The sequence below is a fragment of the Pseudotabrizicola sediminis genome (assembly GCF_004745575.1).
Lineage (GTDB): Bacteria > Pseudomonadota > Alphaproteobacteria > Rhodobacterales > Rhodobacteraceae > Pseudotabrizicola > Pseudotabrizicola sediminis.
Window position 1 is genome coordinate 129,186 of the sequence record NZ_RPEM01000009.1, and the last position, 12,388, is coordinate 141,573.

The window sequence follows — 12,388 nt, forward strand, 5'->3', positions numbered from 1 at the left end:
GCTGCAAGATGTCTTCACGCTTTGCCCCGGCTACACGCAGCCAAGCACGGCTCTTGGGAAGCAAGGGCCTTGGGTTGCGTCGACGTCGCCTGCGGCCCCCTTCCGCAGGGGCAGCTCAGCGCCCGACGATGCGGTTGGCCAAGGTGGCCAGCCGCGAGGTGCGCATGCCGCCACGCGCAGCCTCGCGCCGGTCGGCCAGAGTGTACAGCCAGTACATGCCATGGACGCCAAGCCAGCGGAACGGCTCGACCTCCCATTTGCGCGGCTTGCGATTGACCCAAGGCAGGGTCGTGCGCTCGGTTTGCTTGTCCAGCACCAGATCGGCCAAAGTCTGCCCCGACAGGTTGGACGTGGACACCCCAAGCCCGACATAGCCCCCCGCCCAACCGATGCCCGTTTGCCGATCAAGCCCCGCCGTGGCGCACCAGTCGCGCGGCACCCCCAGAACGCCACACCACGCATGATCCAGCGCCAGCGCGCGGGTCTGGGGCAGCATCCGGTACAGAATCTCTTTCAGCTTTTCGACGGTTTCTCTTTGCGTTTCGCCATTCACATCGGTTTTTGACCCGAACCGATACGGCACGCCACGCCCGCCCATGGCGATGCGGTTATCCTGCGTGCGCTGCGCGTAGCAATAGGCATGCGACGCATCGCCGAATACTTCATGGCCGGTCCAGCCCAGGTCTTCCCACATCGCCTCGGGCACGGGTTCGGTCACCACAATGGCGCTGTTCAGCGGGATCCACTCCCGCGCATTGCCCGGAATGCCATGGGTAAAGCCTTCGGTCGCCCGCACGATCCGGTGCGCCGTCACCGTGCCGCGGTTGGTGGTGACGCGGCCCTTGCTGATGCCGGTCACGGTGATCTGTTCATAGATCGCAACGCCCTTGCGCTCCACCGCTTCGGCCAGCCCACGCACCAGCTTGGCCGGCTGCACCCTTGCCACGCCCCCCGTCACCAGCGCGCCCTGCACATCCTTGATACGGATACGGGCGGCGGCTTCGGCAGCGCCGATCAGATGGCTGCGCGCCTGAGGCACCTCCCACGCCATGTCATCGGCCTGCTCTGCGCGCAGCCGCTGCATCTGGGCGGGGGTGCAGGCGAAGGTCAGGCAGTCGGTACGCCGGATGTTCGCGTCAATGCCTTCTGCCTCGCACACGCGGATCACCTCATCGACTGTGCCGCGCAATTGCCGTTCAAAGTCGATCACGCCTTCGCGGGTGCCGGATGACAGATATTTCGAGCGGTTCCACGAAAATCCGCCGGAACACCAGCCGCCATTGCGCCCCGAGGCCCCAAATCCTGCAAACTCTTTCTCGACGATGGCAATCGACAGATCGGGATTGGCCGCTTTCAGGTAATAGGCCGTCCACAGCCCGGTATACCCCGCCCCCACGATGCAGACATCCACATCGACATCGCCGGGCAGCGCCGGCCTGTAGCCGGGCAACCCGCCCATATCGGCATACCAGAAAGACACATCGCCGTTTTTCATTGCATCCATCCTCTTGTCCTTCCTACCCCGCTGTCGCGCCGTCATCGGCCAGAAGCGGGCCGTCTTTTGGGTTTCATCCAAGCTCGATGGCCCGACGAAGTGACGCCGTGATTTGACCGCCGGATCATGAGCATTGGTGAAGTGTCGATCTTCACATCTGCGTCGTGCTTTCCCTCCAGCACGTCAAGGATCATGATGGCAGCATGGGAACTGTCGGCCTTGAAGGCGCGGCAGACGGTCATTGGCGAGACGGCCGCGAGACGGGCGACGCCGGCCATTGTCAACGCTTTGCGCGACGTGTTCATAGCACATTGATATCATTATCAAAGCCGGGAACCCAGCCTGCCAGCTTATGGTCCACGGCCAATCCGGTGCACAACCAACTGGCCTCCCCCACGATCACGACAGGCAGGCTCAGAGCGAGGCCGTGATGCCGCCATCCACATAGAGGATATGGCCGTTCACAAAACTTGCCGCATCCGAGGCAAGAAAGACGCAGGCCCCCTGCAATTCCTCAACCCGGCCCCAGCGCCCTGCGGGGGTGCGCTTTTCAAGCCAGGCGGTAAAGTCCGGGTCGGCCACCAGCGCGGCGTTTAGCGGTGTGTCGAAATAACCCGGCGCAATTGCATTGCAGTTCAGCCCGTACCTCGCCCAGTCGGTCGCCATGCCCTTGGTCAGGTTGCCGACCGCCCCCTTGGTTGCGGTGTAAGGAGCGATGCCGGGCCGCGCCAGCGCGGTCTGCACCGAGGCGATGTTGATGATCCGGCCTGCGCCACGCGCGATCATGTGCCGCGCGACAGCTTGGCCAACATGGAACACCGATGCGATATTGGTCTGCAAAAGCCGCTCGAATGCGTCGGCGAGGAACTCCTCCAACGGGGCGCGGTGCTGCATCCCGGCATTGTTCACCAGAATGTCGATGGGTTTGCCATCCGCCTCGAACCCATCGACGGCGGTGCGGACAGCGGCATGGTCGGTCGCCTCAAAAGCCAGCGTTTCGGTGCCCGCTATGCGCGCGGCGGCGGCGGCAAGTTTGGCACTGTCGCGCCCGTTCAGCACCACCTGCGCGCCCGCTGCCGCCAGTCCTTGGGCCAGTGCAAAGCCAATACTTTGCGAAGACCCGGTTATCAGCGCCCGCCGCCCCTTCAGATCAAAAAGCCGGTGTCCCAGGTTCTGCTTCCTTTCAACGCGCTTTCGACAAGCGTGCCGATGCCACGTAAGTTCTTGTTTACCTTCAGTGTGGACCGATGATCGGCAAGACCGCGCCCATTGCAGCGAGGGAACTGGACCTGCGCGGATCATTCCGTTTTCCTTCTGAATTTGAAGGCCGGGCTTTGGGGTCCCACTGGCGTCCGGGCGGACTGCGTCGATGAAGGCGCAGACAGTGTTGCGGACGGATTGGCCACGCAATCTTGGCGTACACCGTGATCTGGATCATTGCGCGCGCCGTCAGCGTCGGCAAAATGGGGCAAAACGAGGCTTCACCGTGACCATCAGCCTTCTTCTGGACCATATGGACGAGCCGACGCTGGCTGCCGCCTTCGGGCTGCTGGTCGGATCGATTTTCGGCATCGCGGCGCAGCGATCCGCCTTTTGCTTGCGGGCCGCCACGGTAGAGTTTGCGCGCGGGCACCTGGGGCCAAGGGTGGCAGTCTGGTTGCTGGCATTTTCGACCGCTCTGATCTGGGTGCAGGCCGCGCAGATGCTTGGGCTGTTCCGGGCCAGTGATGCGCGGATGATGGCAGTGGCGGGGTCCTGGTCGGGTGCTGCAATCGGCGGGCTGATGTTCGGCGCGGGCATGGTTCTGGCCCGCGGCTGTTCGGGGCGCCTTCTGGTGCTGGCGGCATCTGGCAACCTGCGGTCGGTCGTGTCGGGGCTGATCTTTGCCGTGGTGGCGCAGATGGCGCTGCATGGCTGGCTGGCCCCGCTGCGCCAGTCGCTGGCGGCGCTGTGGGTCACACCGGGGGGTCGCAATGTCGATCTGTTGGCCGGGCTGTCGCTGCCGCCCTGGGCCGGTCTTGCAACAGGGGTTGTGGCGGCGGGCGTGGCGCTGGGGATTGCCTGGCGCAACCGGATCGGGGCGCGGGTGCTTGTCTTTGCCTCGGGCGTGGGGTTTGCGGTCGCCTTGGGGTGGGGGCTGACCTTTGCCCTGTCGCAGGTGGCGTTCGAGCCGGTGGCGGTTACCTCAGCCACGTTCTCGGGGCCGTCTGCAGCGACGCTGATGTTTTTCCTGACCCCTGACCCGGAGCTGAGCTTTGATATCGGGCTGGTGCCGGGGGTGTTTCTGGGAGCCTTGCTTGCCGCCGCCTGGGCGGGCGAGCTGAAGCTGCAGGGCTTTGAAGGAGAGGGCCAGATGCGGCGGTCGATGGCGGGGGCGGCGCTGATGGGGTTCGGGGCGATGCTGGCCGGGGGCTGTGCGATCGGGGCCGGGGTTACTGGCGGGTCGATCTTTGTGGCGACGGCCTGGCTTGCGTTAGGGTCAATGTGGGTGGGCGCTGTCCTGACCGACTTTCTGGTCGATCAGGGTGGGGCAAGGGTACGGCAATAGGACTGCCCCCTGCGTTACAAAAGCACTGTCATTCGCCATCAATAGAGGGATTTTTGACCTCCCCCCTCCCCTTTGCGCCTATTCGAACTCCATCTCGGCAAAGACCACGCCTGCGTTTTTGGTGGCGAGTTCCTCGAACGTGTCGAGGTGTTGCCATTTCGACTGATCGACGTAATAGGCCCCGGCCAGATCGCCGCCCTCTTCCAGATGGGTGCCGATCTTGCTGCGCAGGTCCAGCAGATAGTCACGGGTATAGCGGGTGACCTGCGCCAGATTGGTCGGGTGGCCATGGCCGGGAATCACATAGGTAGGGTTCAGCGGCATCAGCGCCGTATCCCATGTTTCGATCCAGCAGGCGGTGCAGGTGCCCTCAAAAATCGGCGGCATGCGTTCGTGGAACGCGATGTCGCCCGCGATCATGATGCCCCATTGCGCAATCCACACCTGGGTATCGCCCGGGGAATGGGCGGGGCCGAGGTGCAGCACCTCCAGCGTGATGTCCCCCATGGTGATGGTCTTTGCATCCGTAAAGGTTTCGGTCGGCAGGGCGATCACCGTGCCTTCGGCGTTTTCACGGGCGTAGCGTTGCAGGCTGGCCAGATCCTGCGCGCTGCCATCTTCGAACTCGGCCGCCGCATCGGCATGGGCAAGGATCGGCACCCCCTGCCCTGCCCAATAGCCATTGCCCAGCATGGCATGGCCCTGCCCGTTTTCCACAATCACCAGTTTCACCGGCTGATCGGTCACCGCCCTGATTTCATCATGCAAGGCCTGCGCCAGTTTGGAACTGGCCCCGGAATTGACCACGACCACCCCGTCGCCCGTCACAATGAAGGACAGGTTGTTGTTATGGCCCGCGTTTTCATATGTCGGCGGGGCGGTGGCCCCGATGGCCGAAAACACATGCGGGATCACCTCGACCGGTTTGGAATAGAGCACCGATTGCGGGTATTGATCGGGAATATCCTCGGACGCGATGGCCGGAGAGGCGAGCAGCAGGGCGATGAAAAGGGTGTGTTTCATTCTGCAATGAACCTGTAGCCGTCGCCCGATTTCTGGGCATAGCCGATGCCGCCACCGGGCAGGTGAAAGCCGATCAGCCGCATCTGCGCCGTGCTGATCTGATCGAGCAAAGCAACACGGGTTGTCGCGGCCAGATCCTTGTCCTGATCCGAGCCCGACGCCCAGCCGGGCCGCTCAAACGCCACATGGTGATTTCCAAGCGCATCGCCCACCACCATCGCCGACTCTGACCCTGCGCGAAGTTCAAAGGCCATATGGCCCGGCGTGTGGCCGGGGGTGGCGCGCGCGGCGATGCCGGGCAGGATTTCTTCGCCATCCGACACAAAGCGCACAGCGTCGGCAATGGCCGACAGGCGACGCTCGGCACCGATGGCAAATGTGGTGCGCGCCTCGCCGATGGTCGAGACGGTGTTCGGGTCGGTCCAATAATTGAATTCCGCCTGTCCGATCAGGTATTCTGCATTGGGGAAGACCAAATCGTCAAAGTCATCTAGCAGCCCCCAAAGGTGATCGGGGTGGCCGTGGGTAAAGACGACATGGGTAATGTCATCGGTGGTCAGACCTGCGGCATCCAGCGCCTCGGCCAGTTTGCCCGCCGATGGCTGGAAGTCGGGGCCAGCGCCTACGTCGAACAGCACGGTGTTGGTCCCGTCGCGCATCAGGGTGACATTGCAGGGCGGCGTCAGCTGATCGGTCGGCAGGCCATGGGCAGCGACGATCTGCGCCATTTCCTCTTGCGGCATGCCGCCAAGGATGAAGTCGCCCGGCAGGACCAGATTGCCGTCAGACAGGGTGTCGATCTGGATCGCCCCCAGCGTGAGGCTGGACGCAGCCCAGAGGCGGCGCGGCGCGAAGGGAAGCGCCAGAGCGGCGGCGGCAGAGGTGAGGATATGGCGACGGGTCAGCATGGTGGGCCTTTCAAGCGAGAGCAGGCGGGCACCACAAGCGCCCGCCCGTTGGGAAGGAACGTTGTTAGCCGAACATGTCGGCGGTGATGCCCGAGTACCAGCCGAGGCTTTCCTCATAGGTTCCCTTGCGCAGGGCGGCGTCTTCGCCGGTGGCACTGATGAAGCTTTCGACCGAGGCGATCTTTTCCGGGGTGGGTTCATAAGAAGCCCCGACCTTCACCCCGTCGTCGGGCGCGATCAGGGACCAGCAGGTGTTGGAGTATTTCGCCGGAAACACCTTGGACCCAAGCAGCTCGCCCCGGATCGACATGGCAGCGACCTTGGCCTGCGAATTGGCAGAATAGCCAGATTTCGGCATATCGCCCTGCGCACTGGAATCGCCCAGCACATAGACGTTTTCATCGGCCTTGGTTTTCATGCTGTCGGGGTGTACCGGGGCCCAGCCAGACTCGTCCGTGACCCCGGCGATGGCGGCAATCTTGCCTGCGATCTGCGCCGGAATGACGTTGCAGACATCGACCTTTTGCACCTCGCCCTCAACCACGATTTCCATGGTGTCGGGGCGCACCTCGACCGCGCCGCCGCCAAATTCGGGGCCAACCCAGCTGATCATACCGTCATAATGCTTGCCCCAGCCTTCCTCGAACAGCGCCTTCTTCGAGAAATTCTCTTTCGGATCAAGAACAAGGATCTTGGCGGTGGGGTTGGTCTGTTTCAGCAGATGCGCGACCATGCTGACCCTTTCATAGGGGCCGGGCGGGCAGCGGTAGGGGTTTGGCGGCGCGATCATGGCGAATGTGCCGCCCTGCGGCATCGACTCGACCATGGATTTCAGAAGCTGGGTCTGCGGCCCCGCCTTGTAGGCGTGCGGCATGATCTCGGCATGGTCTTCTGCGGTCCAGCCGGGGACGGCCCCATCACGGAAGTCGATGCCGGGCGACAGGATCAGCCGGTCATAGGGCACGGTCTGCCCGCCCGCCAGCGTGACGGTCTTGGCGGTGCGGTCAACGCCGGTGGCCATGTCGGTGATGACGGTGACGCCGCCTGCGGCGATGGTGTCATAGCCGTGCTGGAGACTTTCAAAATCACGGAAGCCGCCGAGGTAGAGGTTCGAGAAAAAGCAGGTGGTGTAGACCGGATTGGCCTCGATCAGGGTAACGTCAAGTGCGCCCGCGCTGTCCTTGGCCAGATAGCGCGCGGCGGTGGCCCCACCTGCCCCGCCGCCGATGACGACAACGCGCGGTTTGGCCTGCCCCCAGACCATGGGGGCCGACAGGAACGCGGCGGTGGAGAGACCAGTGCCGATGAAGTGGCGTCTGTTCAGGGTCATGTGAAATCCTCCCATGTGATGTGAAGGGGGCGGTTCGGCCGCTCCTCTGGTCATTCAAGTGTCGCGAAATAGGCGGCGAGAGCGGCGATTTCGTCGTTGGACAGGCGGCTGGCCATCATTTGCATAACGGGGTGCGGGCGCAGTTTTGATTTGTAGGCGTGCATGGCGACGACGAAATCTTCGGCGGGCCACTGGGTGATCGATGGGATGCCCGCATCGGTGCCGTCTGTGCGGTGACAGGTTGCGCATTCGGACGAAAGGTAAGCACCGTAGTCCGGGTCGCCCTGAATGGCGAGGATGGCAGGGTCGAGGCCGGGTTCGGTCTTGCGCGCCGTTGGTTCGGATTCGGGGATATTGGCCGGTTGGTCGGAATAGTTGCGCAAGAACGCCATCAGGTCGGCGCGGGCAGTGGCATCGGCCAGGCCGCGATAGTTCATCCGGGTGCCGGAAACGAGGGCATTTGGGTTTTCGACATAGGCATCAAGCGTTTGCAGCGTCCACGTCAGGCCGTCATTGCCCATGCGGATGATGGATTTCGAATATTTGAAACCGGGGACGGTCCCTGCCCTGCGGCCAAAGATATTGCTCAGGGTGGGGCCGACGCGGTTTGTCGCCCCCGCGCCGATCTGGTGGCAGGCCTTGCACTGGTGGTCAAACAGCGTGGCACCGCGGGCGGGGTCGCCGATGCTGTCGGCGGCAAGGGGGGCGGCGGGGGCCGCAAGGAGCGTCAGGGCGAGGAACCAGTGCCGCGCCATGCCAACTCAGCCCCCGAGGCTTGCCAGATAGGCGATGACCGCCGCGCGCTCCTCGGCGGATTTCAGACCGGCGAAGGCCATTCGGGTGCCTTTCATGAAGCTGCGTGGGTTTTCGAGGAAGGCGTCGAGGTTTGCCTCGTCCCAGACCAAACCGGCTTCGGCCATTGTCAGCAGGGGTTTGGAGTATTTGAAGCCATCCACCACCCCAGCCTTGTCGCCGACGATGCCGTTGAGCGTGGGGCCAACGGCGTTCTTGGCGTCTTCGCCGACCTTGTGGCAGGAAGAGCATTTTTTGAACACCGTCTCGCCTGCGGCGATCAGGGCCGGGTCTGCTGCGGCAGAGATGATCGCCTCTGGCACGGCGGCGGGTTCTGCGGCAGGTTCTGCGGCCTGTGCCGGTGCCTCGGCAACCGCCTCGGCGGTGGGTTCGGCAGCGGCAGGTGCCTCGGCAACAACGGCCTCGGCGGGCACTGCCGCTGTCTGGGTCATCGGCGGTGCGGCTGCGCCAGCTGTGCTGGCCGCCAGAGCTGGCAGAGTTCCGGCGGGTTTACCGGTTTCATCCATTGGCGTCACCTTCAGGTCGATGGCGCGTTTGGTCACCTGCGGCGTGGCAGGCAGGCAGTTTTCCATGCAGGGCTCATCGGTGAAGAGCGGATACTCTGCCTGCGCCCGGTCGTCTTCGTAAAAGCCATCGGCGTTCGGCATCACGATCGACGTGAAATTCTCGTTCGTCAGAACGAAGTCGTCTTCGACGATACCGTTCGAATAAAGCAGGAACGCCGTGATCGCGTAGGTGTCGTCCGGTGTCAGGGTCTGTGCCCCGCCAAAGGGCATAGAGCGGTGAACATAGTCGAACACGGTCGAGAGGTAGGGCCAGTAGCTGCCCACGGTCTTGACCGGGCGGGGATCGGTCAGGGAGTTGTTGCCCCCTGCCAGCACGGGCCAACTGTCGAGCCCTTCGGCAAAGTCACCGTGGCACGAAGCGCAGGCGGTGCTGAACACCTCATCCCCGGTTTCGACATCGCCCGAGCCGACAGGCAGGCCGGTGCCATCGGGCAGCACGGCGACATCCCAGGCGTCGATCTCTTCGGTCAGGGCGGCGCGGCCAAGACCAAGGGGGGTGCCGGTCATGGCGGCAGGAACCACCTGTGCCGGCGCTGGGGCCGGTTCAACCGGCGCGGCTTGGGCGACTTGGGGGGCCGCTGTTTCAGCCTGGGCCGGGGTTTCGGCACTGGCGGCACCCATCGGCTGGCCGACGGCTTCGCCGGGGGCGTGGCCGGTGGTGGCCATCAGAACGGCGGCGACTGTGGCGACCGAGGCCCAGCTTGTCACCAGAAGGATGGTCGGGAACTCAAGCGATTTCGACATTCTCGACCTCTCCGTCAGCGCGCACCCACCAGACCTGGATGGCGTTGTTGTGGTAAACGTTGTTGGTGCCGCGAATATCGCGCAGCGCCTGCTTGGTGGGCTGGACATAGCCGGTTTCATCCACCGCGCGGGACAGGATGAACATCTCGGACCCGTCCCAGTTCATGTCGTAGTGGAACCGGGTCAGCGCCTTGGTTTTCGCATCGCCGGAAATACGGGCGGGGGCCCAGCTGTTGCCACCATCGGTTGACACGTCGACGCGGGTGACGCGGCCATTGCCGCTCCACGCCAGCCCGGTGATGACCAGCGGGCCAGCGCCATGGCGGATCGGGGCCTGCGGGCTGGGCGAGGTGATGACGGATTTGGCATCCATCACCCATGTCCATTTGCGGGCGCGCCCGTCTGGCATCAGATCAGTGTATTTCGAGGTTTCCTCGCGGCTTTGCACGGCCTGATCGTAAACGGCAATGCGGCGGATCCATTTGACCCACATGTTGCCTTCCCAACCCGGCACGACCAGCCGGACCGGATAGCCGTGCTCCTTGCGCAGCGCCTCGCCGTTGGCAAAAAAGGCGACCATCACATCATCAAGCGCCTTTTCCAGCGGGATCGAGCGCCCGTTGGACGATGCGTCATGGCCTTCGACATAGACCCATTTTCCCGCCGTCTGCACACCCGCCTCGGCCAACAGGTCACGCAGCATGACGCCGGTGTATTCCATGTTGTGGATCATGCCTTGGGTGAACTGGACACCTTCAAGCTGTGCGCCGCCCCATTCCATGCCGCCGTTGGCCGCGCATTCGCAAAACGCGGTGGTGATATGGCGGGGAAAGCGCATCAGGTCTTCAAAAGTGAAGACCAGCGGGCGGTCGACCAGCCCGTTGATCATCAGGCGGTAGTCTTGTTTGGTCATGTCGATTGCGCCCGAATGGTGGCGCTCAAACGCACAGCCCTGCGGGGTGATCGTGCCTTCCAGCGCGTGGATCGGGGTGAAGTTGATGGAACTGACCGGGCTTTCGGTCAGCCATTCGACATTGCGGCGCACGACATGCGCCTCATGGCTGATCGGAGTGCCGTAGGGCGCGGCATCGACCGGATCGCCAAAGCCTGAGGCGTAATCCTGCACTTGGGTGATCAGCGGATCGGCGGTTTGGGCATGGGCGGCAGTGGCCATCAGCCCGGCCCCCGCGGCGGCGGTGCCGCGCAGGAATGTGCGGCGCGATTGGGTAATGGGTTCGTCGGTCATGTGGCGAACGCTCCTGTTGTTCTATAGACCGGTCACAGAGACCGAGGTGTTGGGGTCCAGCCGGACGGTGCCCAGCTTGCGGATATGGGCTTCGACCACTTCCCAGATTTGCGGGCCTTGGGTGCCTTCGTTCACCGAAGCCCAGCCGGCGACGGTGTAGGATCTGGCGGCGTCGATCGCCTCGCCCGTGTCGGTTAGGGCAAGGTTCGAGATGCGGCTGCCGATGGGTTTTGAGACATCAATGGCAAAGCCCATGCCGCCGATGCGGACCATGTCGCCGCCCTGCTGGTAATAAGGGTCGGTGTTGAACAGGTTGTCGGCGACGTCTTCAAGCACGGTATGCAGCATCTCGCCGGTCATTTCGGTGCGGTAGACTTGGCCATAGGTCATCGAGGTGACGTTGTGGATATCTTCGCGGGTGATGTCGTCGCCGGGCAGCAGCGACGGCCCCCAGCGCACGCCGGGCGACAGCGCGATCTGGGCGTCCCGTTCAGAGCGCACCGCGTCGCAGATCAGGTCATCCCAGGTGCCCTGAAAATTGCCGCGCCGGTAGAGGAGCGACTCGGTGGTGCCGATCTTTTCCTCAAGCTGATCCTTGAACGGCGCGCGTTCGGCGTCGATCAGCGCGGCCATGTCGGCATCGGGGGTGATCACGTCAGAGAAAATCGGGATCAGCTTGTGGCGGAATCCCAGCATCTTGCCATCCCGCACATCCAGATCGACGCGAGACACGAATTTGCCGTTGGAGCCGGAGGCGATCAGGATGGTCTGACCCACAATCACCGGTTCAGGAATGGCGTCATGGGTGTGGCCGGTCAGGATCACGTCGATGCCCTGCACGCGAGCGGCCATTTTCTGATCGACGTCAAAGCCGTTGTGCGACAGCACCACCACCAGATCGACGCCCGCTTCGCGGACCTCGTTCACCACCGCTTGCATCCGCTCTTCGCGGATGCCGAACGAATATTCAGGGAACATCCAGCGCGGATTGGCGATGGGCATGTAGGGGAAGGCCTGACCGATCACCGCGATGCGGGTGCCTGCGCGTTCAAAGATCTTGTAGGGCTCGAACGCGGGTTCATCCCATTCGGCATCGAAAATATTGGCACCAAGGAAGGCGAAGGGCAGGTTTTCGACAATTTCCTGCACGCGCGCGGTGCCGAAGGTCCATTCCCAATGGCTGGTCATGGCGTCCGGGGTCAGCGCATTCATCACGTTGACCATGTCCTGACCCTTGGTCGCAAGACTGGTCATCGAGCCGTGCCAGGTGTCGCCGCCGTCGAGCAGCAGGGCATCGGGGCGGGCGGCGCGGATGGATTTGATGACCGTGGCCACGCGGTCCATGCCGCCCATCCTGCCATAGGTCTTGCCCAGCGCCACGAAATCCTCATGCGTCAGCGCATAGGCCTCGGGGGTGCCGGGGGCGATGTTGAACATTTCCAGAAACGCGCGGCCCACCACATGCGGCGGCTTGCCGGTGGCCTCGCCCACACCGATGTTCCATTCCGGTTCGCGGAACCAGATCGGTTTGAGCTGGGCGTGGATGTCGGTGATGTGGATCAGCGTCACATTGCCGAAATCGTCGAACTGCAACAGCTGATCCTGCGTCAGCGCCTGTTGTGCGGCAAGCCGCGACCAGTTGCCAAAGCCTGACACCCCAACGATGGCCGTGGCGGCGAGACTGGCTTGCAAAAATTCGCGGCGGCTGATCATCG

11 protein-coding genes are annotated in these 12,388 nt (G+C 63.5%); 1 reads left to right on the plus strand and 10 read right to left on the minus strand.

The genetic code is table 11. The features are described 5' to 3' along the window. Window positions 1-115 precede the first annotated feature (115 nt). From EEB11_RS14215 to EEB11_RS14225, 3 genes are all read right to left on the minus strand, one after another. A complete protein-coding gene (locus EEB11_RS14215; protein ID WP_135432375.1) occupies window positions 116-1,504 on the minus strand; it encodes an NAD(P)/FAD-dependent oxidoreductase in 1,389 nt (462 codons plus the stop codon). 32 nt (window positions 1,505-1,536) lie between these two features. Next, complete coding sequence (locus EEB11_RS14220; protein ID WP_135432377.1) at window positions 1,537-1,773, minus strand: hypothetical protein; 237 nt, start codon at window positions 1,771-1,773, stop codon at window positions 1,537-1,539. A 136-nt stretch (window positions 1,774-1,909) separates the two neighbouring features. Continuing rightward, on the minus strand, window positions 1,910-2,665 hold the full coding sequence (locus tag EEB11_RS14225; protein WP_135432525.1) for an SDR family oxidoreductase: 756 nt from the start codon (window positions 2,663-2,665) through the stop codon (window positions 1,910-1,912). Between the two features lie 343 nt (window positions 2,666-3,008). On the opposite strand from EEB11_RS14225, the gene EEB11_RS14230 reads away from it, so the two are divergent. Continuing rightward, window positions 3,009-4,043, plus strand: a complete 1,035-nt coding sequence (locus EEB11_RS14230) for a YeeE/YedE family protein (protein ID WP_135432527.1) — start codon at window positions 3,009-3,011, stop codon at window positions 4,041-4,043. 78 nt (window positions 4,044-4,121) lie between these two features. On the opposite strand, the gene EEB11_RS14235 is transcribed toward EEB11_RS14230, so the two are convergent. From EEB11_RS14235 to soxB, 7 genes are all read right to left on the minus strand, one after another. Continuing rightward, on the minus strand, window positions 4,122-5,066 hold the full coding sequence (locus EEB11_RS14235; protein WP_135432379.1) for an MBL fold metallo-hydrolase: 945 nt from the start codon (window positions 5,064-5,066) through the stop codon (window positions 4,122-4,124). Beyond that, window positions 5,063-5,974 (minus strand): MBL fold metallo-hydrolase, encoded by a 912-nt coding sequence (locus EEB11_RS14240; RefSeq protein ID WP_135432381.1) that lies wholly within the window; start codon window positions 5,972-5,974, stop codon window positions 5,063-5,065. The genes EEB11_RS14235 and EEB11_RS14240 overlap by 4 nt, the downstream gene beginning before the upstream one ends. Window positions 5,975-6,038: 64 nt before the next feature. Then, window positions 6,039-7,304 (minus strand): NAD(P)/FAD-dependent oxidoreductase, encoded by a 1,266-nt coding sequence (locus EEB11_RS14245; RefSeq protein WP_135432383.1) that lies wholly within the window; start codon window positions 7,302-7,304, stop codon window positions 6,039-6,041. 50 nt (window positions 7,305-7,354) lie between these two features. After that, on the minus strand, window positions 7,355-8,059 hold the full coding sequence (locus EEB11_RS14250; protein ID WP_135432385.1) for a c-type cytochrome: 705 nt from the start codon (window positions 8,057-8,059) through the stop codon (window positions 7,355-7,357). Window positions 8,060-8,065: 6 nt separating this feature from the next. After that, window positions 8,066-9,427 (minus strand): c-type cytochrome, encoded by a 1,362-nt coding sequence (locus EEB11_RS14255; protein WP_135432387.1) that lies wholly within the window; start codon window positions 9,425-9,427, stop codon window positions 8,066-8,068. Beyond that, window positions 9,411-10,673: a sulfite dehydrogenase gene (gene soxC, locus EEB11_RS14260; RefSeq protein WP_135432389.1), complete on the minus strand. Its 1,263-nt coding sequence runs from the start codon at window positions 10,671-10,673 to the stop codon at window positions 9,411-9,413. The genes EEB11_RS14255 and soxC overlap by 17 nt, the downstream gene beginning before the upstream one ends. A gap of 21 nt (window positions 10,674-10,694) precedes the next feature. Next, a complete protein-coding gene (soxB, locus tag EEB11_RS14265; protein ID WP_135432391.1) occupies window positions 10,695-12,386 on the minus strand; it encodes a thiosulfohydrolase SoxB in 1,692 nt (563 codons plus the stop codon). Between the last annotated feature and the right edge of the window lie 2 nt (window positions 12,387-12,388).